This is a genomic window from Nitrosospira sp. TNL200, assembly GCF_055386305.1.
Genome location: NZ_AP041003.1, coordinates 2,663,487 through 2,686,838, shown reverse-complemented (window position 1 = coordinate 2,686,838; position 23,352 = coordinate 2,663,487). Strand labels below are relative to the sequence as shown.

The window sequence follows — 23,352 nt, the reverse complement described above, 5'->3', positions numbered from 1 at the left end:
ATGTCTACGGCTGGCTTCCCGCGTTGTTCTGGGAATTTTCCGGGGTGGATTCCTTGTTTTTTCTTCTCGTAATTTTTCCGATCACCACGAAAAAGAGCGGGACAAAATAGATAGCCAGAAAGGTGGCGGCCAGCATTCCCCCAAAAACGCCCGTTCCGATCGAATTCCGGCTCGCCGCGCCTGCTCCGGAGGCGACGACGAGCGGCACGACGCCCAGGATAAATGCGAGCGACGTCATGATGATAGGCCGGAATCGAAGCCTAGCTGCTTCCAGGGCAGATTCGACTAGCGGCATTCCGGCGCTGTAGCGTTCGTTGGCGAACTCGACGATGAGAATCGCGTTTTTTGCTGCAAGCCCGATCAATGTGACCAAGCCGATCTGGAAATAGATATCGTTGGTCAATCCCCGCAACCATACGGCCAGCAGTGCGCCCAGAATTCCGAAAGGTACAGCAAGTATGACAGCGAATGGAACGGACCAGCTTTCGTACATGGCGGCGAGTACCAGGAAAACCATCAGGAGCGCGAAGGCGAATACCACCGCGGATTTTCCCCCGGCATGCCGTTCCTGATAGGACATTCCGCTCCAGTCGATGGCATATCCCTGGGGAATCAACACTTCGTCGGCTACCTGCTGCAAGGCATCCAGGGCTTGCCCGGAGCTGAACCCGGGCGCGGCGCCTCCCAGCACAAGCGCGGTGTTGAAGCCATTGAAGTGGGTAACAGGATCGGGACCGCTGGTAAATTTTGTGTTGACCACCGAGTCCAAGGGAATCATGGTAGGGCTTGTCCCGCTTTGGGAGCGTACAAAAACCTTGCTGATATCGCCGGGATTGGACCGATATTCCGGTGGGGCTTCAGTCTGCACGCGATAGACGCGGCCGAATTTCATGAAGTCATTGATATACAGATTCCCGAAGTAGGCCTGCATGGTGTCGAACACTTCGGAGATCGGAACGCCCAGTGCCTTGGCCCTCTCGCGGTCCACGGTGGCGTAAAGCCGCGGCGTGCTTACGCGAAAGCTGGTGGTCACCGCCCCTATCGCGGGCTGCGCTCTGGCTTTCGCTACAAATTCCTCAGCCACGGCGGCAAACCGCGTGAAATCGCCTCCGCTCGGGTCCTGGAGTTGTACCGAAAATCCCCCGGTGGAGCCGAGCCCCCGGATGGAAGGGGCATTGAACGCGAGAATCAGTGCTTCGGGAATTCGGGCAAATTCCTGAAATGCTGCCGCGATGAGCGCGGGGACCTGCTCGTTCGCGTTCTTCCGCGCATCCCAGTGATGCAACGGAATGAACATCGTGGCCTGATTGGCGCCGCGAGTGCTGAATACGAAATTCTGGCCAGCCAGCGCATCAGTGGAATGTATAGCTTTGATTGATAGAAAGTAGTTTTCCAGTTTACGCACCACCTCGATGGTGCGCTGTTTCGAAGCGCCTTCGGGCAATTGAACAACTGTAATGAAGTATCCCTGGTCTTCTTCTGGAAGGAAGCTGCCGGGAATGGTCCTAAACAGACCGAAGATCACGAACAGAAGCACCAAGAAGATAATCAGCGCCATTATGGAGTGCCGCAGGACCCTGGTCACCCCTCCTGCATAACTTGCCTGCATCGAGTCGAACGACCGGTTGAATATTATCCAGAATCCTTTTGGTGCCTCATGGCCGGGCTTGAGAACGAGGGCGCAAAGCGCGGGACTCAATGTGAGCGCGACGAACCCGGAGATCGCCACCGACAAGGCGATGGTAATGGCAAACTGCTTGTAGAGTTCGCCGGTGATGCCTCCGAGAAAGCCCACGGGCACAAACACAGCCGCCAGTACCAGTACGATCGCAATCACGGGACCGGTTACCTCATCCATGGCTTTCTTGGCGGCATCCTTGGGCGCGAGGCCCCGGGACATATGACGCTCGACATTTTCCACGACCACGATCGCATCGTCCACCACGATGCCGATCGCGAGCACCATGCCGAACAGGGTCAGTGTATTTATGGAAAATCCCAGGGCTTCCATGCCTGCGAGGGTACCCAGCAGTGAAACGGGAACAGCGACCGCGGGAATGAGCGTGGCGCGCCAGCTTTGCAGAAAAACATATACAACCAGGATGACCAGGAGCATGGCCTCGGCAAGCGTCTTGATCACTTCCTTGATGGACACATCGATGAACGTGGTGGTGTCGTATGGAATATCGTAAGACACTCCGGCGGGAAAACTGACAGCGAGTTTGTCCATCTCTTCCCGCACGTGCTTGATGGTGTCGAGCGCATTGGCCCCCGGTGAGAGGAAGGTCAGGATGAAGGTATTCGGTCTTCCGTTCCACCGCCCTTCGAGATCATAGGATTGCGCTCCCAACTCCACCTGAGCTACATCCTGGAGACGCACCATGGAGCCGTCCGGATAAGCCCGGACGATCATCTCCTCGAATTCCTTGACCTCGCTCATCCGGCCTTGCGTGATGACCGGAATGGTCAATTCCGTGCCCTTGGGTGCCGGCTCACGGCCAATCCGGCCTGCCGGAAAATCCCGGTTCTGCTCCCGGACGATGGTGGCGATGTCGGTGGGCGTGATGTTGAGCTGCGCCATCTTGACGGGATCCAGGATGAGGCGCATCGAATAATTCTGGCCACCAAAAATAATGGCATCGCCGACGCCCGGGAGCCTCTTGACGTTGTCCAATAGGCGAAGCAATGCATAATTCGACAGATAGATGGTATCGTGCCGGGGATCGGTCGAGCTCAGCGCAATCACTGCCAGCAAATCCGGCGATGTCTTTTTTACCGTTATGCCCTGGCGGATTACTTCATCGGGAAGCTGGGGTTCGGCGAGCCGCTGCCGGTTCTGCGTCTGAACCTGGGCGATATCGATATCCGTCCCGATCTCGAACGTAAGGCGCATCGTCATGTGGCCGTCGTTGGTGCTGATCGAGTCGTAGTACATGAGATTGTCGATGCCGGGCAGCTGGACTTCGATGGGACGCGCTACCGCGTCTGCCACCACTTCGGCACTGGCCCCAGGATAATCAGCATCGATCTGCACCATGGGGGGGGTGATCTCAGGGAACTGGGCAATTGGCAAGGCCTGGAGCGATACCAGGCCCACGACCACAATGATAATGGACAGAACCGAAGCAAAAATCGGCCGGTCGATGAAAAAATGCGGACTCATGAGGTTTGCCCGCCAGGCTCTTCGTTCTTCTTGCCGGGAGAGGAATCCGTATTCCGATATGGAACGGCATTGACCTGGATTCCTGGCTGAATCCGGTAAAATCCTTCCACCACGACCTGCTCTCCTGGCTGAAGGCCCCGATCAATCAGCCATTCATCGCCATACCATATGGTCGCGTCGATCGGGCGTTGCTCCGCCTTGCCATCCTTGCCGATCACGTACACGAAGGCGCCCTTGGGGCCGTGCTGGACTGCGCGCTGCGGAATCAGGATGGCATCCGTGCGGATGTACCCTTTCAAGCGAACTTTCACGAATTGCCCGGGATAGACATAGGATTGCCCCGGAGAGAGATTTCCCTCCGGATTAGGAAATACGAAGCGTCCCTGCAGCATGCCGGTTTCCGTGCGAAGGCCGACTTCCGCAAAATCCAGCACCCCCTCCTGCGGGTAGACGGTGCCATCGGAAAAAGTCATGACTCCACGCAACTGAAAAATATCCGGCCTGGCCACCTTGTGTTCCGTCAGCTCGCGCCGCCTTCGAAGCAGATAACTTTCTGGAACGCTGATATTGACGTACATGGGATCCAGCTGGTCGATGGTCGTCAGCAAGTCGGTCTGGGCCGAGATCAGGCGTCCTTCATAGTAGCGGCTGCGTCCGATTCGTCCGCTTACCGGCGCCGTGATGAGCGTGTTTCCCATATCGAACTCGGCCTTCACCAGGTCGCTTTGCGCGGATTCGAGCGTTGCGCGCGCAGCCAGGTCCTGCGCGACGGCATCGTCCACGTCTTTCCGGCTGACAGCCTGCTCTTCAAGCAGGGGCTTGACCCGTGCGACATCCTGTTCTGCCTGCAGCAGGTGTGCCTGCGCCTGGGCCACTCTTCCCTTTGCGCTAAGATAGGCTGCCCGGAAAGGAACAGGATCGATGAGGTACAGCTTGTCGCCCCTTCTGATATTGCGACCCTCGGTAAAATAGATTTTCTGGATAATGCCGGTAATCTGCGCCCGGATTTCCACGGGACGAAAGGCTTCGGTGCGTCCGATGAACTCCGGTTCGTCCGGGACCGTCCTGGGAGTAACGGTGATCACTTCCACCTCGGGCATGGGCTGGGGCGAAGGGGTGGGGGGCTTGCCGCCGCAGCCGGCGAAAAAGGCCAGGATCATTCCAACGCTACTTTGCACAATGATGCTTCTGCTCAAGTTCATTGCTTTGCTCCCGGCATACTCCTGGATCAGGAATAGAATAAGAAACACTTCAGGCTTTCGAGGAAGCCCTGAATAAATCTCCGCTGGCGCGATGACCAAAGGCGGAACAGGTCTTCCCGACGGAAGAAGCGTCCCCGCAGTGGGCTGCTAACGCCCCATATATACTTTGGCACGGTCCGGTATCCCCGCTGCCGCCCGATCCCCGTTTCACGGGGTCCGCCGGACCATGCTTCGGGGGAGCCATGGCGTTGCGCTCCCTGGCATCACAGATCCGGCTATGGCGTTTGCCTGCATGCTTAATGATCATCCCGGTTTTACCAGCAACGCTCAACGAGAACCTGTTCAGCGCTTTCTTAAGTTCAGCACTTCCTCAAGCTTAGACCGGTCCGGACAAAATTAAAGCTAAAGGAAAATTTGTCGAGAGGCTGGCCTGGCTATGCAGTGGAATTCATGATGCAGCAGATTAAGGTGCATCATGATGACAGAAGAAGAGAAACCTGCTTCCTGAATGCGCCTGTCAGGCGGGCGACCATCCTCCGCCGAGGGCACGGTAGAGCTGAACGACCGATACGAGATGCAGGCGGCGCGTTGCTGCAAGGGCGAATTCAGCGTCGAAAAGAGTACGTTTTGCGAGAAGTACGTCGACATAGCTTGTGATTCCTCCCTTGTAACGTAAATTGGCGACATGCAAAGCCGAGCGTAGCGACTTAACCTGCTGCTCCTGGGCTTTTTGCTGTTCAGTAACCGTACGAACCGCGACCAGCGCATCCTCGACCTCCTTGAATGCCACCAGAATCGTTTGCTCGTACTGGGCCAGAACCTGCCTTGCCTGGGCCTCCACCGCGCGCTGTTCGAAGCCCAGGCTTTGCGCATTGAGCAGCGGCCCTGCCAGCCCGAGCCCTCCCACCCCGAACTCGCTACCAGAGAGCAGAATTTTCGACAAGGCCGGACTGGCGACACCCAGGAAACCCGTGATGGTCAACCTGGGAAACCGCGCCGCCTTGGTCATGCCTATCCGGGCCGTAGCCGCAGCCAGTGTTTGTTCCGCCTGCAGAATATCGGGGCGGCGCTGCAATAACTCGGAAGGAAGGCCCGCTGGAACTTCCGGGGGAACAATCTGGCTCGTCAGCGACCGGCCTCTTGAAATGGAAACCGGGTTTTTCCCAACCAGCACGCTCAGCTCATTTTCCTTCTGAACCATTTGTCGCTCAAGCTCCGCCACGCGAGTCGCCGCATTGGCGCGTTCCGCCTCGAACTGATCCAGGTCCAGGCGGGAGATCACCCCTCCGCGCAGTTGTGCCCGGGAGAGGGCTACCGATTCCTCCCAGGATTGCAGCGCATTTCGGGCAATGTCCAATTGCATATCGAACTGCAGGAGATCGAAATAGGATTGTGCGACGGAACTCACCACGGTAAGAACGATTGCACGGCGATTTTCCTCGCGCGCAAGCAGATCCGCGCGCGCTGCCTCGTTGGAGCGCCGCACCCTGCCCCAGATATCGATTTCCCAGTTCAAGGTGGTCTGGCCGAAGTAGCTGTAAGGGGTCGGGAATCCCGGAAAAAGAAAGCCTCCAAGGCGTCCGAAGGCGGGCGCATTGACGTTCATATCCATTTTTGGAAGATAATCCCAGCGCGCTATGCCCAGGCGAGCCTGGAGCTCCTCGACGCTGGCCACCGCCTGCTTGAGATCCCTGTTCTGGAGAAGGGCCTGCCTGATCAGCCGTTGAAGTTCCGCGTCGTTGAGAAGCTCCCACCAGGGAAGGTTGGCGATGGACTGCCCCTCGGTGTAGGCCATGCGAAACTTGTCGGACGCGTCGACATGCGGCCTGGTATAGTCCGGTCCCATTGCGCAGGACGCCAGGAACAATATCGAAGGGAGCACCAATAGGCGCGTCCAGCGGCGGGAAGTTGTTGTCCCGGCCCGCTGGCCAGGGAGCAGACCCATGCAGGCGATGCCTTCCGATTCAAGGCGCAAGGTCATCCAGTTTGGCAAGACCACGCGCCACCACTTCGAGCATGCGTTCACAATGCCTCCTGCCCCGATTCTTTGATGGGCGCTGGTGCCCGCTTGCGCGAGAGCCAGGTGAAAAACAGCGGAATGAATATCGTGGCCACGAATGTCGCCAGCAGCATGCCTCCCAGCACGCCGGTGCCCATGGACTGGCGCGCCGCTGCTCCGGCTCCGGTCGCGAACACCAGTGGCAGGATACCTAGCACGAACGCCATCGAAGTCATGACAATGGGACGAAAGCGCAAACGCGCGGCTTCCATTGCAGCTTCGGCCACCGGCAAACCTTCCTTTATCTTCTGGCTGGCGAATTCCACGATCAGAATAGCATTTTTTGCGGCAAGACCGATCAGCGTAATCAAGCCTACCTGAAAGTAAATATCGTTGGGCATTCCGCGCACCAGAACCGCGAGCAATGCACCCGCCAGTGCAAACGGGACAGCCATGATAACTGCGAGCGGCAGCACCCAGGTTTCGAATTGAGCGGCCAGTATGAGAAATACCATGATGATAGCGAAACTGAAGGCGAAAACTGCGGCGGAACCGGTCCGTTTTTCCTGATAAGCCTGCCCTGTCCAGGCAATCTGATAATTGTCTGGCAGATTTTTCGCGGCAATTTCTTCCACAAGCTCGATGGTCTCGCCCGAGCTCACGCCAGGCGCTCCCCCACCCAGTATCTTTGCTGAAAGCAGGCCATTGTAGCGTTCCAGTTGCTCGGCGCCCACGACAGTGTTGATCTTGCTCAAGGCGGACAAGGGTACCATGCCTCCGGATTGCGATCGCACGTAAACCCTGCCGAGATCCTCCGGTTTCATGCGGTATTGAGGCTCGGCCTGCAATTGTACGCGATAAGTGCGCCCCAGACGGTTGAAATCATTTATATAAAGTGAACCCATTGTGCTCTGCAATGTGGCGTAGATGTCGGCAATTCTTACTTCCTGTGAAATGGCCTTGGCCTCGTCCACTTCGATAAAGAATTGCGGCACGGTGGGACGGAAAAATGTGGCGATGCCGGCAAGGCGCGGCTCCTGGTTCAGCGCCGCGATAAAGTTGTTTACCACTGCGGATAACTGGGCCGGACTGGCCCCGGTCCGGGTCTGCACATACACTTCAAAGCCGCCGGCCGTGCCCAGCCCCCGGATCGAGGGCGGGTTGAATGTGATTGCTATGCCATCCGCCTGCTGCATGCCGATGCCCATCAGTTTGCCGACGATGTCATCCGCGGTGGCCGTGCGTTCCGACCAATCCTTGAACGCCACGAACATGGTGGCCGAACTGGTCTTGTTGCCCCCTCCGATCAGGTCGAAGCCATTGACCACGAACTGGTGGGCTACGGCGGGGTCTTCCGCAATGGCGGCGCGCACCGACTCAGCGGTACGTGTTGTCCGGGCAAGGGTGGCACCATCGGGCAGAATCGTTGCGGTAACGACATAGCCCTGATCTTCCGGTGGCACGAAACTGCCGGGGACGGTATCAAGCAGATATACCGAAACGCCGATAATGCCGGTGAATACAAAAGCGCCGATGATTTTATGCCGGATCGTGATTCCCACCGTGCCGACATAAAACCGGGTAAGCCGGCTGAACCCGCTATTGAAGGCACGGAAGAATGCGGATTCGCCATGGGTGTGTCTCAGCAGGATGGCGCATAGCGCCGGCGTGAGGGTCAGCGCCACCACGCCGGAAATGGTGACTGCGACGGCTACCGTGACGGCGAACTGGCGGTAAAGCTCGCCGGCAATGCCGCCCATGAAGGCGACGGGCACGAATACGGCGCAAAGCACCAGTACGATGGCGACGACGGCACTCGCAACCTGCTCCATGGAGCGGATGGCTGCCTTGAACGGAGATAGCTTTTCCTCATCCATCAAGCGCTCGATATTTTCCAGCACGACAATGGCATCGTCCACCACGATGCCGATGGACAGGACCATGGCAAAAAGGGTGAGCGTATTGATGGAAAAACCGAATATCCATAAGCCGGCAAAGGTGCCTATCAGTGAAATGGGAACCGCGATGATGGGAATGAGTGTTGCGCGCCAGCTCTGCAGGAACAGGTAGACGACGATGATCACCAGCACCATGGCTTCCCCCAGTGTCTTGACCACCTCCCACATCGATGCCTTGACGAACTTGCTGGTATCGTAAGGCACCACATAATCCATCCCTTCGGGAAAGCGCTGCTTCAGCTCATCCATTTTGGCTATGAGCTCATTGGCCGTTTCCAGCGCATTCGCACCCGGCTGCAAAAAGATGGGTATGCCCGCACCCGGCTGGCCATTCAGGGCAGTCCGGACATCATAGCTTTGCGCCCCGAGTTCGATGCGGGCGACATCCCTGAGATGGAGAACGCCTCTGGGTCCATCCGCACGCAAAATGATGTTGCCGAATTCTTCAGGTTCAAGCAGCCGCCCCTTGGCATTTACAGTATAGATCAGTTGCTGGTCTGCGAGCGCCGGTTCCTGGCCTATCTTGCCTGCCGCATACTGCGCATTCTGGGCCTGAATGGCGGTGGCGATATCCGTCGTGGTCACGCCGAGCTGCGCCATCCGGTCCGGGCGCAACCAGACGCGCATGGAATAATCCTGCCCCCCGAAAACCAGGGCGTCGCCCACGCCTTTGGTTCGCTTGAGCTCATCCAGCAGGTTGAGCGTCGCGTAGTTGCTCAGATACAGCGGATCATATTTCCCTTTCTCCGTTGAGATCAGCATGAAGACCAGCAGAATGTCGTTGGAGCGTTTCTGGATGATCAGACCCGTCCGCCGGACTTCATCGGGCAGGCGGGGCAGGGCGATATTGACCCGATTGCTGACGTTAAAGGTTGCCTGGTCGATATCGGTGCCTACCTCGAAGGTGACGGTAATCGTCAATGTTCCACTGGAGTCGGCACTGGAACTGAAGTAAAGAAGATCGTCGACAGCGCTCAACTGTTCCTCGATCGGCGCGGCGACAGTCTTGGTCAGGGTCTCGGCGCTGGCGCCGGGGTAGGTCGCGGTGATCAGGACAGTGGGAGGCGCGATCTGCGGATATTGGGCGATGGGCAACTGCATGGCGGCTGCCAGTCCGGCCAAAACAATGATGATCGAGATGACCGATGAAAAAATCGGCCTGGTGATGAAAAACGAGCTGCCCATTGATGTCCGCTTATGTTTTCTTGTCAGCGGCGGCGGGCGGGCCGGGCGGCCCTAGAGGCATTTCTCCCGGCGCATGAGGCGATACCCGCGCGCCCGGGCGCAGTTTGATGATGTTATCGACAACGACCTTATCGCCTGCTTTCAATCCTTCCAGGATTATCCAGTCGGTTCCGATCCACTGTCCCGCAACGACGGGCCGTACTGTCACCTGGTTTTTGTCATCGAGCGTGTATACGCTTTTCCCCAGGTCCGACGTCTGCACGGCAATCTGCGGCACGAGAAAAACACCGCTGCGCTCGCCCGTGGTGACGCGCGCGCGAACGAATTGCCCCGGCAGCAATTGATTGTCGCTATTGTCGAATGTCGCGCGTAATTGCTGCGTCCCCAATGTAGGATCTATGCGGCTGGCCGCGAAATTCAATTCCCCTTCCTTTCCATATTCGGTGCCGTCGGGCAGTATCAGGGTCACCTTCCTGACCTTTTGTTCGGTCAGGGGCCCGCCGATCTGGGCGAGTTCGTTGTCGGACAGGCTGAATCGCACCCATATCGGCGTCAACTGGACAATCGTGGTCAGCAGGCTGCTATTCGCTTCCACCAATGCTCCCTCGGAGAACTGGAAGCGCCCTGATATGCCGCTTACCGGCGCGGTCACCAGCGTATAGGAGAGATTGCGCTCCGCATCGCGCACCCGGGCTTCAGCCGCTTGCTGCGCGGCGCGCGCAATAGCGCTGTCGGAAACGGCGTTATCATATTCTCGCTGGCTGATGGCCTGATTGGTCAGCAGGTCATGCAAGCGTTTCTCCTCGCGCTCGGTCTGCGCCATGCGCGCTCGTTGTTCGGCGAGCTGGGCTCTTGCTTGATCCAAAGCATACTGATAGGGCACGGGGTCGATCTGAAACATGGACTGGCCCGCTTTGACCGGCGCGCCTTCCTCATACAGGCGCTTGAGCAGGATGCCGCCGACGCGCGGCCTTATTTCCACTTCCTTGGCGCCTTCGGTTTGCGCAACGGCTTCGGCGCTGACAGGCACGGTGGCAGGCTGGACTTCGATGACACTGACAGGAAGGGCCATGTCACCCGAAGGCTGAGCAGGCGCAGAGCTGCCTTTGCCACAACCGGTCAATACAATACCCATAGCGCCCGTTGCCAGAATGATCAGCGCTTTTGAGCGAATGGCCGCTAACAATTTGTGGCATTTATTTTTATAATTGCTGCCAGCCGGCATCGTCAACTCCCGTTTCGATAATATAATCGCTTGCATACATTCGTGTATGTATGTAAATTATTCATCAAAAGCATGCCGGTGTAAATAGGAAATATTGGAAGCGAGAACGAAACTGGAACCATGGTTCGAAAAACGAAAGAAAATGCGGAGTTGACCCGGCAATGCCTCATCGAGGCGGCTCGCCAGGTTTTTCTGGAGCGCGGCGTCAGCCGTACCACGATGGAGCATGTTGCGGCGCAGGCGGGGGTTACGCGCGGTGCCATCTATTGGCATTTCAACAATAAAATCGATCTGTTCCAGGCGATGCGCGAACAGGTCTTCCTTCCGCTTATCGACCGCATGGACGATACATTGCTCGTGGAAGACTCCGGGGACCCGCTCAGCCGTATAGAAAATTTTTTGTGCGATACCATCCAGATCCTGACTGACAGCATCGAGACCCGCCAGATATATGAAATCATGATGATCAAATGCGAATACGTGGATGAATTCGCTACCGTGCTGCAGCAAATTTTATTGAATTGTTCTGGTATCGAGGCAAAACTCCGTCTGGTTTACGAGCGCGCCGAAGCTCGGGAGCAACTGCATCCGTCTCACCATCCCGCTCAATTGGCAATGGACACACACTTGTTTTTTATCGGCCTGCTGCATATGTGGGTAAAGGATACGGATGGCAATCGCTTTCGCCACCAGGCCATTGATCTCATCAAGGCGCATATGAGGCTGCGCCACCGTTAAAGTGTTGGGAAGAATGCCTGGGCACCTGGGCAGATCCCGTACGAGCGCTTCCCAAAAACTCGCCCAGATTCCTTGATCGCCATTCCTCGATCCGGCTTCCAGGTCCAAGTGACCTGCTTCAGAGACTTCGGGGATTCACCCGTTCCGCTGGTTTGATTCCCTCGGCGCCCACATTCTGGCCGCCTGCACGAAGCCGCATCGGACTATGGAATTTCCAAGGTCCAGGGAACCGGCTGCTCTTTTTAGTATTGCCCGTATTGCTGGCTGCCGTTGCCGCCGGAACAGGCTGCGATTTTTCGCACAGTTACCAATGGATGCGTTTACGCCATGGCGGGAATCGCTGGTGGCATCGCTTCCTTGTGAAGGATTCGCGATGGCCGAATATTTCGGCAACCGCATGCGCAGTTATAGTTGACTAAATCTCTCAGGTATCTTATAGTTGACTAAATCAGTCATGTATTGATCGCATGGACTGTCATTTTGGTGACTTTTCAACCGAATTACGAGTAAGGAGGAGCTTAACATGAGGCTAACGACGAAGGGACGATTTGCAGTAACAGCACTGTTGGATCTTGCCATGCAGCGCAGCGCTCGTCCGGTGACGCTTGCGGAAATCAGCGAGCGTCAGCAAATTTCGCTGTCTTATCTCGAGCAACTGTTTGCCAAGCTGCGGCAGCGTTCACTTGTCGATAGCGTGCGGGGACCGGGAGGGGGATATTGCCTCGCAAAGGATATGGGGCAAGTGTCCATTGCCGAGATTATCCTTGCCGTGGATGAGCCGATGGATTCGACGCAGTGCAGCGGAAAGGAAAACTGCCATAACGACAAAAAGTGCATGACTCACGATTTATGGGTAAAACTTAACGAGCTCATTTTTGATCATCTTGGCGGGATAACCCTCAAGCAATTGGTCGATGAGCAGAAAGCAAGACAAAATGCGGTCGTGCAGATGATCGATATGCGCAAGATCATGCCGGAGCGCGTAGTGCCGGAGCGCGAGGGCATGTTGCGGGAGCGTGAACGAGCAACAGTTTCAGCCTGATCCATGCGGGGAAGGCCTTCGGCCGCCAGCGTGTGAAACAGTAAAGCGGGAGCGAGACATGGCAATAACATTGACCGAAAATGCGGCAAAGCAAATCCGGAAGCAACTCGCAAAACGTGGCAAGGGGCTTGCGCTTCGCGTCGGCGTAAAAAAGTCCGGCTGCTCGGGGTTTGGCTACACCTTTGATTATGCCGACGAACTCCATGCGGATGATCAACTGTTCGAGTCGCATGATGCCAGTGTCGTGGTTGATGCATCCAGTCTTCCATTCATCGATGGCTCTCGTATCGACTTTGTAAAGGAGGGGTTGAACGATTCTTTCAGATTCGACAATCCCAACATCGACAGCACTTGCGGCTGCGGTGAAAGCTTTAACCTGAAGGAATCCGCCAACGCGTAGCTTCGCGCAGCTTCCGGATCGAGTCGGGGCTGGCGGTTTCGCCAATACACGACAGGAAGTGCGGCCGGAATTTCTTCGATGTGAATGATAGTGGAGCGAGCTAATGAGCGCAGTACTGCAAAATCTGGTCAATCAGCCCTACAAACACGGTTTCGTCACCGAGATCGAGTCGGATGTCGCGCCAAAGGGACTGAATGAAGACATCATTCGCCTCATTTCAACCAAGAAAAACGAGCCGGAATGGCTGCTTGATTTTCGACTGAAGGCCTATGAGCAATGGCTCAAGATGGAAGAGCCCAAATGGCCGAACGTCAGGTATCCGGCTATCGACTTTCAGGCGATCAGTTACTACGCGGCGCCAAAGCCGAAACAGAAATTGAACAGCATGGACGAGGTCGACCCGGAGTTGCTGCGCACCTTCGAAAAACTGGGGGTGCCGATGCACGAGCGCGCCGCTCTGGCGGGAGTCGCGGTTGATGTGATTTTCGACAGCGTGTCCGTGGCCACCACCTACAAGCAGAAGCTTGCGGAGGTGGGCATTATTTTCTGTTCGATTTCGGAAGCGGTTCATGCGCATCCTGCCCTGGTGAAGCAGTACCTGGGCACCGTGGTTCCCGTCGGAGATAATTATTACGCTGCCCTCAACTCCGCGGTATTTACCGATGGCACCTTCTGCTTCATTCCAAAGGGCGTCCAGTGCCCTATGGATCTCTCGACTTATTTTCGCATCAATACGGAAGAATCAGGCCAGTTCGAGCGCACGCTGATCATCGCCGAGGAAGGAGCGTCCGTTTCCTACCTCGAAGGCTGTACCGCTCCAAAGTTCGACACGAACCAGTTGCATGCGGCGGTGGTCGAACTGGTTGCTCTGGATAACGCCGATATCAAGTACTCGACCGTGCAGAACTGGTATGCGGGTGATGAAAATGGCCTGGGCGGCATCTACAATTTCGTGACCAAACGCGGTCTGGCCAAGGGAACTAATTCGCGTATTTCGTGGACCCAGGTTGAGACGGGTTCAGCCATTACGTGGAAGTATCCTTCCTGCGTTTTGCAAGGCGAGAATTCCGTAGGAGAATTCTATTCGGTTGCTGTCACCAACAATTATCAGCAGGCGGATACCGGCACAAAGATGGTTCATATTGGCAAGAATACGCGCAGTACCATAGTCAGCAAGGGGATTTCCGCAGGGCATTCCAATAACAGCTACCGCGGACTGGTCAGAATTGCGCCTACGGCTGCCGGTGCGCGCAATTATTCGCAATGCGACTCCATGCTCATAGGCGACAAATGCGGCGCTCATACCTTTCCCTATATCCAGGTGCGCAACAATAGCGCCAAGGTCGAGCATGAAGCATCAACTTCGAAGATCGGTGAAGACCAATTGTTCTATTTTGCGCAGCGGGGCATTGGCAACGAGGAAGCGGTTTCGATGATTATCAATGGATTTTGCAAGGACGTGTTTCAGCAATTGCCCATGGAATTTGCGGTAGAGGCGACCAAGCTGCTTGGATTCAAGCTTGAGGGGAGTGTGGGATGATATACCATGACAGCAAAGTGCTGCTTGAGGTGCGCGGACTTCGCGCAACCGTTAATGGCATCGAAATACTGAAGGGTATCGACCTGACGGTGAGAAGCGGCGAAGTTCATGCAATCATGGGGACGAATGGCTCGGGCAAAAGCACGCTCGCAAAGGTTCTTGCCGGCCATGACGCCTATGAGGTGACGGGTGGTTCCGTTTTGTTCCAGGGCAGCAATCTCCTGGATCTGGCGCCGGAAGAGCGTGCCCGCGCGGGCGTGTTCCTCGCATTCCAGTACCCGATAGAAATACCAGGTGTCGCCAACAGCCATTTCCTGCGGCTCGCCTACAATACCCTGCAGGCGCAGCGCGGCGAGGAAGAACTCGATCCGCTCGAGTTTGAGGACTTCGTTCGTGAAAAAATGAAGCTGCTGGAAATGAATCCGGATTTCCTGGATCGCGGCGTCAATGAGGGTTTCTCGGGCGGCGAGAAAAAACGGAATGAAATCCTGCAGATGGCGCTGCTTGAGCCAAGGTTGGCGATACTCGACGAAACCGATTCCGGGTTGGATATCGATGCGCTGAGGATAGTCACCAAAGGAGTGAACCAGCTCGCCTCGCAGGATAACGCCATCGTCCTGGTGACGCACTATCAGCGCATGCTGAATTACATCGAGCCGGATTTTGTGCATGTGATGCGGGCGGGCCGTATTATCAAGACTGGCGGCAAGGAGCTTGCCCTTGACCTCGAAATGCGGGGTTATGACTGGGTAGGCGTGGAGCACCGCGCTGCCGTCGAGGCATGAGCATGAGCGTGGCCGCCGGGAGCAAATATCTTGAAAGCCTTCTTCAGGGACGGCCACGGATGCCGTCGAGTCCCCTGGGATGGCTCAATGAATTGCGGGCGGAAGCGGTAGACCGGCTGGGAGCCCTGAAACTACCCACCACCCGCGATGAGGAGTGGCGGTTCACCGATATTTCACCTCTTGCCAACCTGTCGCTTCAGCCAGCCCGCGCGGGCTCATCATCGTTGCAGACTTCCGATATCGCCTATCTCCATCTGGATGAAGCCGCGGTCAGGCTGGTTTTTGTGGATGGATCGTTTGCGCCGCACTTGTCTCTCCTGCCCGACCCGACAGAGAACAGTCAGGGGACGATGATTGGAAATCTGCCCATTGTCCTCTCCAGGCAGGATGAGAGTGTCGAAAAGCATCTCGCGAAACAGGTCGAATTTCGCAATAACCTGTTTGCTGCGCTCAATACCGCCTTCCTGCATGATGGCGCGCTGGTCGTGGCACGGCGAAATACCGCGATCGAAAACCCGGTTCACCTCCTGTTTATCACCACCCAGGCAGAAACGGCAAATCATCCCCGTTGCCTGGTTATTGCCGAGCAGGGCAGCGCGATAACGGTTGTCGAGGACTATGTTGCATTGCAGGAGGGAGTCTGCGTTACCAACGCCGTAACGGAAATTTTTCTTGACGATAATTCTGAAGTGAATCATGTCCGCGTGCAGCGCGATAGCGCGGAGGCATTCCACATCGCAAACTGCGCGGTATCGGTCGGGCGTTCCAGCCGTTATCGGACCACCAGCGTGGCGATGGGGGGGCGTATTTCACGCTATGACCTGAACGTGTTGCTTGCGGCGGAAGGTGCCGAGTGTGCGGTTGACGGGCTCGCTTTGATTGGCGGCCGCCAGCTTGCGGATACGCATACCTGCATAGATCACGCGAGGGCGAATGGCACGAGCCGTCAGTTGCATAAGTGTATTGTCGATGGCGCCGCGCACGCGGTATTCAACGGCAAGATCGTGGTCCGTCCAAACGCGCAGCGCACCGATTCCTCGCAGTCGAGCCGCAACTTGCTGCTGAATCCGAGGGCCCGCGTGGATACCAAGCCACAGCTTGAAATTTTCGCGGATGACGTAAAATGCGCGCATGGCGCGACCGTGGGACAGCTCGACCATGAAGAGCTGTTCTATCTCAAAAGCCGCGGGCTGGCTGAGGCTACGGCACGCAATCTTCTTACCTATGCATTCGGCGCTGAAATTATCGAACGAATTCGCATAGCATCGCTCAAGCACCGGCTCGAAGAGATGGTGCTCGAACAAACGCGGAAAAATTGACTAGTGAAACTCATAGAGTCTGCTTTGGAACCGCAATTCACTTCCATGCTCGATGTCGAGCGCATTCGTGCGGATTTTCCCATCCTCGGGCTCCAGGTCGAGGGCAAGCCGCTCGTTTATCTGGATAACGCCGCTTCCAGCCAGATGCCCCGGCAAGTGATGGACCGGCTGGTGCGCTACCAGACGACGCAGCATGCCAACGTCAATCGGGGAGTGCATTACCTGTCCGAAACCGCCACGGCGGAATACGAGCAGTCCCGCCGCAAGGTGCAGCACTTCATCAACGCGCGCGAGGACCGGGAGGTTATTTTTACCAGCGGCACCACCGATTCCATCAATCTGGTCATGCATGGTTATGGACGCAAATTTATCGGTCCCGGCGATGAGATTATTCTGACCATGCTCGAGCACCATTCCAACATCGTTCCCTGGCAGATGCTGGCGGAAGAAAAAGGGGCGAAGATCCGCGTCGTGCCGATCAACGATGCGGGCGAACTCCGTATCGACGAATACGACAGGCTCTTCAACGAGCGCACCAAATTTGTCGGCGTTCTGCATGTATCCAATGCGTTGGGGACCATCAATCCGATCAAGCAGATGATCGCGGCCGCGCATCAGCGGGGCGTCCCGGTATTGATCGATGGGGCCCAGGCCGTGCCGCATGTGGTCGTGGACATGCAGGACCTCGACTGTGATTTCTATGCGTTTTCCGGGCATAAGCTTTGCGGTCCTACCGGTATCGGCGTTCTCTATGGCAAGGCGGAATTCCTCGAGCGCATGCAGCCGTTCAAGGGCGGCGGCGACATGATCCTGTCGGTAACATTCGAGAAAACGGTTTACAATTCGATTCCCCACAAGTTTGAAGCTGGTACTCCTCCGATTGCTGCCGCCATCGGGCTCGGCGCCGCCATAGATTATTTGTCTGGAATCGGCATGAGCGCAATCGCTGCGCATGAGCACCGGCTGCTCGAGTATGCAACCGGACAGATACGCGACATACCGGGCCTGCGGATCATCGGGACTGCTGCTCATAAGACCGCCGTGCTGTCGTTTGAGGTCGAGGGCGTGCATCCGCACGATATTGGTACGCTTCTGAACCAGGAAGGGGTTGCTGTGCGCACCGGCCACCATTGCGCGCAGCCGGTAATGCTGCGCCTCAAGGTTCCGGCGACGACGCGCGCTTCTTTCGCGTTTTATAACACGATGGCGGAAGTGGATGCGTTTATCGCCAGTCTTCGCGCCGTTCTTGAAATTTTCAGATAATGAAGAACGGATAATAATGAATACTAAATCGCTTTATCAGGAGGTTATCCTCGATCACAACAGGAAACCCCGTAATTATGGCGTTTTGGAAAAACCCAGCCATCAGGCCGTGGGGCATAATCCATTATGCGGAGACCATCTCGACATTGCCCTCGATCTCGAGGATGGACGCATCGATAGAATCGCATTCAAGGGTGAATCGTGCGCGATCTGCAAGGCCTCAGCGTCGATGATGACGACTGTGGTAAAAGACAAGACCCGGGCGGATGCGGAAACCCTGATTGAGGAATTTCGCGATATGGCCATGGGCAAGCTGGACGTGGATGGCCCTCACCACCTGGGGCGGCTGACGGTGTTCGCCGGCGTGCGGGACTTGCCGACTCGCGTCAAATGCGCGATTCTGCCATGGCATACCCTGCATGCGGCTCTTAACTCTGTTACCGTGGCCTCCACCGAAGCCCAAGATGATCCGATGCACGCTGCGATCGGCGATGCCTAGGGCCTGTCACTCTGCTGCGCAGCACATGCCTCGTTCCGGTTAAAATTTGCACCTATCATGGGTCTCGGGCGATGCGTAACAAGTGTTAACAGGTCCTAGAAAATCCTGAAAGGAAAAGACAATGCCTAAAATAGCTGAAATAGAAGGGACACCGAACCGGAATGCATTGAAATTCATCCTCAAGGAACCTTTGACCTGGGGGGTGACCTGTTCATACGACAATGCGGAGCAGGCAAAGGACGATCCGCTCGCGGCGGCGCTGTTCGATATCGATCATGTAACCAACGTATTTTATGTCGATCGCTGGATTACGATCACCCAGGATGGTGGCGCGGACTGGCAGGACCTGGCTCGTGAGGTGGCGGATCCGATTCGCGCCGCACCCGCTGCCGCATCCGGATCGGCTGCCAAGATCGAAGCTGCCAGCAGCACCATTGCGGGTTTAAGTCCGGAAGACCAGCAACGCCTGGAAACGATCAACATGCTGCTCGAGGAGGAAGTCCGGCCCTATCTGCAAAATGATGGAGGTGATCTCCATGTGCTTGGTCTTGAAGGCAACAAGCTCAGCGTTCATTATCAGGGTGCTTGCGGCACCTGCCCCAGCTCCATCTCGGGCACCCTGAGGGGGATTCAAAATATGCTGAGATCGATAGAACCGGATATCGTTGTGGTCGCGGTCTGAGCCTATCCATAACGTATATCCGGTATTTTTAGCAGGGCCGCGGGGAATGGCTTTCCGGGCTGCTCTCCATCCTGCCCGGTAAACTCCTTCGCTTGAACTCGAGTTCCTGCTACTCATCTTTTTCTGCGAATTCCCGCTAACAATGGTATCGTAGGCACGCTCGCCAGCTCTGCTGGAACGTCATCCGGCTTCCCCGGCTTCCTTTCCGGCGGTGCTCGATGCCCTGGCTTATGAGGGTCCGGCGAGACCCAGATATGCCTGGCTTATCCCGAAGAATGGGTCCCGTGTGTTCAAGGAAAGATGCTCTGGATAAAATCTCTACATATCATTTTTGTAGTGACCTGGTTTGCGGGCCTTTTTTACCTGCCCCGCTTGTTCGTCTATCACGCGGCCAGCAGTGACCCAATAGGCATCGAGCGCTTCAAGGTAATGGAGCGCAAGCTGTTCTATGGCATCATGACACCGAGTGCCGTGCTGGCGGTTCTTCTCGGTTCATGGCTCTGGCTGGGCTATGGAATTTCAGGAGGGTGGCTGCATGCCAAGCTTGCGCTCGTTCTCCTGCTACTGATCTATCACGTGTATTGCGGGAAATTCCTGGTTGAATTCAAGCATGACCGCAACCGGCGAAGCCATGTCTATTATCGATGGTTTAACGAAATTCCCGTCGTGATCCTGTTTGCCGTGGTCATTCTCGTAGTAGTAAAGCCTTTTTAGGGAAACATCTCCTCTCTTTCCAGGGCCTATGAACGATGCGAATCAGGCCCTTTACGGATCTTCAAAAAAATGCAGACAATTACGGTAGGACTTGCTTCAGCCTCGGCTGATCGCAGCTACCCCATACATATCGGCAGCGGAATCCTGAACCAGGTTTCGCTCATTTCACATCATTTGCCGCGAAAGCGGGTCGCAATTGTCTCCAACACGACCGTTGCGCCGCTTTACATGGATAATCTGCGCAGCGTGCTGGAAAGCCAGGGGATAACATGCATTCCCGTCATTCTGCCCGATGGCGAAGAACACAAGAATTGGCAGACACTGAATCTCATCTATGATGCGCTTCTGGCATCCCGGTGCGAACGCAGCACTCCCATTATCGCGTTGGGCGGCGGTGTGGTAGGAGATCTGGCCGGTTTTGCGGCAGCAACCTACCTGCGCGGCGTTCCCTTCATACAGATTCCGACTACCCTGCTGGCGCAGGTCGATTCATCGGTGGGAGGCAAGACCGGCATCAACCATCCGCTCGGGAAAAACATGATAGGCGCCTTTTATCAACCCCGGATAGTGGTGATAGACGTCAACACGCTTGATACCCTGCCCGAGAGAGAACTGCGCGCCGGCCTCGCGGAAGTCATAAAGTATGGCCTGATACGCGATCCGGATTTTTTCATGTGGGTAGAGCAGAATATTTCAGGGCTTCTTGCCCGGAATATTCCGGTGATGGTGGAGGCGATAGAGCGGAGTTGCCGCAACAAGGCGCAAGTCGTGGAAGCTGATGAGCGTGAGAGCGGCCTTCGGGCATTGCTCAACCTTGGCCATACCTTTGGCCATGCCATAGAAAACGCCATGGGTTATGGCAACTGGCTTCATGGGGAGGCGGTAGCGGCGGGGACGATGATGGCGGTGGAACTTTCGCGGCTGTTGAACATGATTTCCAGAAGCGATGTGGAACGCATTCGCGCGCTCTACGTCCGGACCGGGCTTCCCGTCCATGCTCCAGATCTTGGCATGGAGAAGTATTTGAAGTTGATGGAACTGGACAAGAAGGTGGAGGGAGGAAGAATGCGCTTTGTCTTGCTGAAACGTATTGGCGAGGCAGCGGTTCATTCCGATATTCCTATCGAAGTGTTGGCGAAAATATTTCCGGATCGCGCAGTCAATGCGTGAGCTGGCGCCTTACGCGGTATCCGCGGAAATTTCGCGCGGCAGAAGGATTTCCGAAGACTCGGCGCCTGGACGGACCGTATTTCAGCGCGACCGCGATCGCATCATTCATTCCACCGCGTTTCGCCGGCTCGAGTACAAGACCCAGGTTTTCGTCAATCATGAGGGCGATCTGTTTCGCACGCGTCTGACGCACAGCCTGGAAGTGGCACAGATCGGCCGTTCGGTCGCGCGCAATCTGCGCCTCAACGAGGATCTGGTCGAGGCTATCTCATTGGCTCACGATCTCGGCCATACGCCCTTCGGGCATGCGGGACAGGATGCATTGAACGGCTGCATGAAGGACCATGACGGGTTCGAGCACAACCTGCAATCGCTGCGGGTGGTGGATGTGCTGGAAGAACGCTATGGCGCGTTCGATGGCTTGAATCTGTGTTTTGAAACGCGGGAAGGAATACTCAAGCATTGCTCGAAGAAAAATGCCGCCCGCCTCGGAGAAATTGGCGAGCGCTTCCTATCGGGTGGCCGGCCGTCTCTCGAGGCGCAACTGGCCAATCTTGCCGATGAGATTGCATATAACAATCATGATGTGGATGACGGGTTGCGCTCCGGTCTGATCACCCGGCAGCAACTCGAAGAAGTCGGCATATTCGCACGGCATTTCTCCATGGCACAGGAGGCATACCCGACAATATCCGGACGGAGATTGATCCACGAAACCGTGAGACGCATGATCAATACGCTCGTCGGGGATTTGACGAAGCAAAGCGAAATCAATATCGGCGTTGCACAGCCTAAGGACGTAACGGCGGTAAGGAGCGCGCCGTATCTTATCGGATTCAGCGAGGAAATCCGGAGAGAACAGCAGGAGTTGAAGCAATTTCTCCGCGAAAACCTGTATCGGCACTACAAGGTGGTTCGAATGAGCGCAAAGGCGCGGCATACCGTGGAGAGGCTGTTTGAAGCGTTCCGGTCCGACGTCCGCTTGCTGCCGCCTGTCTATCAACAAAAATACGATCAGGACGGATACCAGGCAATCGCCGACTATGTCGCCGGCATGACAGATAGGTATGCGATCAGAGAATACCGGCGGTTGTTCGGAATAGAGGGCATAGAGGAAAGCTGAATGGGAGTGGATCGGCCTGCGGCATGATGCTGGAATATGGATGGACGATGGTCCGCGCAGCGACGGCAGGCAGGCCATGCTGCAACAGGATAATATACCGGGACCCGGATCACTGGTAATATCGAGGGTTGAGGAGAAGGACTCCGCGCATGGATGGGCGCCGGAAATGATTTTGGAATCGAGTATTAACGGTTTTCCGGCCGGATGCGGATATTTTTCCGCAGGTTTTTGATTGTTTTTTGGCAACAGAGTGGAACCAAGCAACGCAAATGACAAAACTGAAGAATGACACGCTGTTACGGGCGCTGATGCGCCAGCCGACAGACTATACTCCGGTGTGGCTGATGCGCCAGGCCGGACGGTATCTGCCTGAATACAACCAGACCCGCGCCCGCGCCGGCAGCTTTCTTGCGCTTTGCAAGAACCCCGATCTCGCTACCGAAGTAACCCTTCAGCCTTTGGCAAGATTTCCGCTGGATGCCGCAATCCTCTTTTCAGACATTCTTACCATCCCCGATGCGATGGGTCTGGGGCTTTATTTTGCCGATGGCGAGGGCCCGAAATTCGAACGTCCCTTGCGCGAGGAATGGGAAATCAGGGACCTTGCCGCACCCGATCCCGGAGTCCATTTGCGATACGTGATGGACGCGGTTTCGCAAATTCGCAAGGCGCTCGATAACCGGGTGCCGCTGATCGGATTTTCCGGCAGTCCATTCACGCTTGCCTGCTACATGGTGGAAGGTTGCGGTGGTACCGATTTTCGCCAGGTCAAGACCATGCTCTATCGGCGTCCGGATCTGCTGCACCATATTCTCGGCATCAACGCACAAGCCGTGACCGCTTACCTCAATGCGCAGATCGAATCAGGCGCGCAGGCGGTAATGATATTTGATACCTGGGGCGGTACATTGTCGCATTCGGCCTACCAGGAATTTTCCCTGCGCTACATGAGCCAGATTCTGGCGGGACTCAAGCAGGATCATGCAGGCGTGCATGTTCCCAGTATCGTCTTTACAAAGGATGGGGGACTCTGGCTGGAGAGCATAGCCGACAGCGGCTGCAATGCCGTAGGCCTCGACTGGACCGTCGATATCGGCGAAGCCCGGCGGCGTGTAGGCCACAAGGTAGCGCTGCAAGGCAATCTCGATCCTGCAGTGCTATTCGCCGGACCGGAGACTATTGCCGTCGAAGTCGAAAAGACACTTGAGAGCTATGGCGCCGGCCCGGGTCATGTATTTAATCTGGGCCATGGCATTTCTCAATTCACCCCGCCGGAGAGCGCCCTGGCGCTGGTCGAAGCAGTGCACGCCATCAGCCGGAAGTTTTGCAAGCAATAACCTTTATA

General features: G+C 56.2%; 18 protein-coding genes. 13 read left to right on the top strand and 5 right to left on the bottom strand.

Annotated features, from left to right (window positions below; translation table 11 throughout):
* Positions 1 to 4: 4 nt before the first annotated feature.
* The 5 genes from ACZ5CE_RS12150 to ACZ5CE_RS12130 form a co-directional block, all read right to left on the bottom strand.
* Positions 5 to 3,163: a multidrug efflux RND transporter permease subunit gene (locus tag ACZ5CE_RS12150; protein ID WP_464575168.1), complete on the bottom strand. Its 3,159-nt coding sequence runs from the start codon at positions 3,161 to 3,163 to the stop codon at positions 5 to 7.
* Complete coding sequence (locus tag ACZ5CE_RS12145; protein WP_464575167.1) at positions 3,160 to 4,365, bottom strand: efflux RND transporter periplasmic adaptor subunit; 1,206 nt, start codon at positions 4,363 to 4,365, stop codon at positions 3,160 to 3,162. Before ACZ5CE_RS12145 ends, ACZ5CE_RS12150 begins: the two co-directional genes overlap by 4 nt.
* A 517-nt stretch (positions 4,366 to 4,882) precedes the next feature.
* The gene (locus ACZ5CE_RS12140) at positions 4,883 to 6,391 is read right to left on the bottom strand and encodes an efflux transporter outer membrane subunit (RefSeq protein ID WP_464575166.1); all 1,509 of its coding nucleotides are present in this window, start codon (positions 6,389 to 6,391) and stop codon (positions 4,883 to 4,885) included.
* Positions 6,388 to 9,507: an efflux RND transporter permease subunit gene (locus ACZ5CE_RS12135; protein ID WP_464575165.1), complete on the bottom strand. Its 3,120-nt coding sequence runs from the start codon at positions 9,505 to 9,507 to the stop codon at positions 6,388 to 6,390. The genes ACZ5CE_RS12140 and ACZ5CE_RS12135 overlap by 4 nt, the downstream gene beginning before the upstream one ends.
* 10 nt (positions 9,508 to 9,517) lie before the next feature.
* Positions 9,518 to 10,642 carry an efflux RND transporter periplasmic adaptor subunit gene (locus ACZ5CE_RS12130; RefSeq protein ID WP_464575164.1) on the bottom strand — a complete coding sequence of 375 codons (1,125 nt, stop codon included), beginning with the start codon at positions 10,640 to 10,642 and terminating at the stop codon, positions 9,518 to 9,520.
* A 210-nt stretch (positions 10,643 to 10,852) separates the two neighbouring features.
* Between ACZ5CE_RS12130 and ACZ5CE_RS12125 the strand changes: the two genes are divergently transcribed.
* The 13 genes from ACZ5CE_RS12125 (at position 10,853) to hemE (ending at position 23,344) form a co-directional block, all read left to right on the top strand.
* Positions 10,853 to 11,470, top strand: coding sequence for a TetR family transcriptional regulator (locus tag ACZ5CE_RS12125; RefSeq protein WP_464575163.1), 618 nt, complete (start codon positions 10,853 to 10,855; stop codon positions 11,468 to 11,470).
* Positions 11,471 to 11,993: 523 nt separating this feature from the next.
* Entirely contained in the window at positions 11,994 to 12,512 is a 519-nt protein-coding gene (locus ACZ5CE_RS12120) for an Rrf2 family transcriptional regulator (protein WP_464575162.1), read from the top strand.
* 58 nt (positions 12,513 to 12,570) lie between these two features.
* Positions 12,571 to 12,912, top strand: a complete 342-nt coding sequence (locus ACZ5CE_RS12115; RefSeq protein WP_464575161.1) for a HesB/IscA family protein — start codon at positions 12,571 to 12,573, stop codon at positions 12,910 to 12,912.
* A gap of 103 nt (positions 12,913 to 13,015) precedes the next feature.
* The gene (gene sufB, locus ACZ5CE_RS12110) at positions 13,016 to 14,452 is read left to right on the top strand and encodes a Fe-S cluster assembly protein SufB (protein WP_464575160.1); all 1,437 of its coding nucleotides are present in this window, start codon (positions 13,016 to 13,018) and stop codon (positions 14,450 to 14,452) included.
* Positions 14,449 to 15,237 carry a Fe-S cluster assembly ATPase SufC gene (gene sufC, locus ACZ5CE_RS12105; protein ID WP_464575159.1) on the top strand — a complete coding sequence of 263 codons (789 nt, stop codon included), beginning with the start codon at positions 14,449 to 14,451 and terminating at the stop codon, positions 15,235 to 15,237. Before sufB ends, sufC begins: the two co-directional genes overlap by 4 nt.
* Before the next feature lie 2 nt (positions 15,238 to 15,239).
* Positions 15,240 to 16,556 carry a Fe-S cluster assembly protein SufD gene (sufD, locus tag ACZ5CE_RS12100; protein WP_464575158.1) on the top strand — a complete coding sequence of 439 codons (1,317 nt, stop codon included), beginning with the start codon at positions 15,240 to 15,242 and terminating at the stop codon, positions 16,554 to 16,556.
* Between the two features lie 3 nt (positions 16,557 to 16,559).
* Entirely contained in the window at positions 16,560 to 17,819 is a 1,260-nt protein-coding gene (locus ACZ5CE_RS12095) for a cysteine desulfurase (protein WP_464575157.1), read from the top strand.
* A gap of 16 nt (positions 17,820 to 17,835) precedes the next feature.
* Positions 17,836 to 18,318 (top strand): Fe-S cluster assembly sulfur transfer protein SufU, encoded by a 483-nt coding sequence (gene sufU, locus ACZ5CE_RS12090; protein ID WP_464575156.1) that lies wholly within the window; start codon positions 17,836 to 17,838, stop codon positions 18,316 to 18,318.
* 121 nt (positions 18,319 to 18,439) lie between these two features.
* The gene (locus tag ACZ5CE_RS12085) at positions 18,440 to 19,000 is read left to right on the top strand and encodes a NifU family protein (RefSeq protein WP_464575155.1); all 561 of its coding nucleotides are present in this window, start codon (positions 18,440 to 18,442) and stop codon (positions 18,998 to 19,000) included.
* A gap of 300 nt (positions 19,001 to 19,300) precedes the next feature.
* Positions 19,301 to 19,714 (top strand): protoporphyrinogen oxidase HemJ, encoded by a 414-nt coding sequence (gene hemJ, locus ACZ5CE_RS12080; RefSeq protein ID WP_464575154.1) that lies wholly within the window; start codon positions 19,301 to 19,303, stop codon positions 19,712 to 19,714.
* A 69-nt stretch (positions 19,715 to 19,783) separates the two neighbouring features.
* Positions 19,784 to 20,884 (top strand): 3-dehydroquinate synthase, encoded by a 1,101-nt coding sequence (aroB, locus tag ACZ5CE_RS12075; protein ID WP_464575153.1) that lies wholly within the window; start codon positions 19,784 to 19,786, stop codon positions 20,882 to 20,884.
* Positions 20,877 to 22,007: a deoxyguanosinetriphosphate triphosphohydrolase gene (locus tag ACZ5CE_RS12070; RefSeq protein WP_464575152.1), complete on the top strand. Its 1,131-nt coding sequence runs from the start codon at positions 20,877 to 20,879 to the stop codon at positions 22,005 to 22,007. Before aroB ends, ACZ5CE_RS12070 begins: the two co-directional genes overlap by 8 nt.
* Before the next feature lie 269 nt (positions 22,008 to 22,276).
* On the top strand, positions 22,277 to 23,344 hold the full coding sequence (hemE, locus tag ACZ5CE_RS12065; RefSeq protein WP_464575151.1) for a uroporphyrinogen decarboxylase: 1,068 nt from the start codon (positions 22,277 to 22,279) through the stop codon (positions 23,342 to 23,344).
* Positions 23,345 to 23,352: the final 8 nt, after the last annotated feature.

Excerpts from the sequence above, each read along its gene's own strand:
- hemJ (WP_464575154.1), top strand. The coding sequence starts at position 19,301 with ATGCTCTGGATAAAATCTCTACATATCATTTTTGTAGTGACCTGGTTT.
- sufD (WP_464575158.1), top strand. The coding sequence starts at position 15,240 with ATGAGCGTGGCCGCCGGGAGCAAATATCTTGAAAGCCTTCTTCAGGGA.
- ACZ5CE_RS12150 (WP_464575168.1), bottom strand. The coding sequence starts at position 3,163 with ATGAGTCCGCATTTTTTCATCGACCGGCCGATTTTTGCTTCGGTTCTG.
- hemE (WP_464575151.1), top strand. The coding sequence starts at position 22,277 with ATGACAAAACTGAAGAATGACACGCTGTTACGGGCGCTGATGCGCCAG.
- aroB (WP_464575153.1), top strand. The coding sequence starts at position 19,784 with ATGCAGACAATTACGGTAGGACTTGCTTCAGCCTCGGCTGATCGCAGC.
- ACZ5CE_RS12085 (WP_464575155.1), top strand. The coding sequence starts at position 18,440 with ATGCCTAAAATAGCTGAAATAGAAGGGACACCGAACCGGAATGCATTG.
- ACZ5CE_RS12135 (WP_464575165.1), bottom strand. The coding sequence starts at position 9,507 with ATGGGCAGCTCGTTTTTCATCACCAGGCCGATTTTTTCATCGGTCATC.
- ACZ5CE_RS12125 (WP_464575163.1), top strand. The coding sequence starts at position 10,853 with ATGGTTCGAAAAACGAAAGAAAATGCGGAGTTGACCCGGCAATGCCTC.
- sufB (WP_464575160.1), top strand. The coding sequence starts at position 13,016 with ATGAGCGCAGTACTGCAAAATCTGGTCAATCAGCCCTACAAACACGGT.
- ACZ5CE_RS12145 (WP_464575167.1), bottom strand. The coding sequence starts at position 4,365 with ATGAACTTGAGCAGAAGCATCATTGTGCAAAGTAGCGTTGGAATGATC.
- sufU (WP_464575156.1), top strand. The coding sequence starts at position 17,836 with ATGAATACTAAATCGCTTTATCAGGAGGTTATCCTCGATCACAACAGG.
- ACZ5CE_RS12130 (WP_464575164.1), bottom strand. The coding sequence starts at position 10,642 with ATGGGTATTGTATTGACCGGTTGTGGCAAAGGCAGCTCTGCGCCTGCT.
- ACZ5CE_RS12115 (WP_464575161.1), top strand. The coding sequence starts at position 12,571 with ATGGCAATAACATTGACCGAAAATGCGGCAAAGCAAATCCGGAAGCAA.
- sufC (WP_464575159.1), top strand. The coding sequence starts at position 14,449 with ATGATATACCATGACAGCAAAGTGCTGCTTGAGGTGCGCGGACTTCGC.
- ACZ5CE_RS12120 (WP_464575162.1), top strand. The coding sequence starts at position 11,994 with ATGAGGCTAACGACGAAGGGACGATTTGCAGTAACAGCACTGTTGGAT.
- ACZ5CE_RS12070 (WP_464575152.1), top strand. The coding sequence starts at position 20,877 with ATGCGTGAGCTGGCGCCTTACGCGGTATCCGCGGAAATTTCGCGCGGC.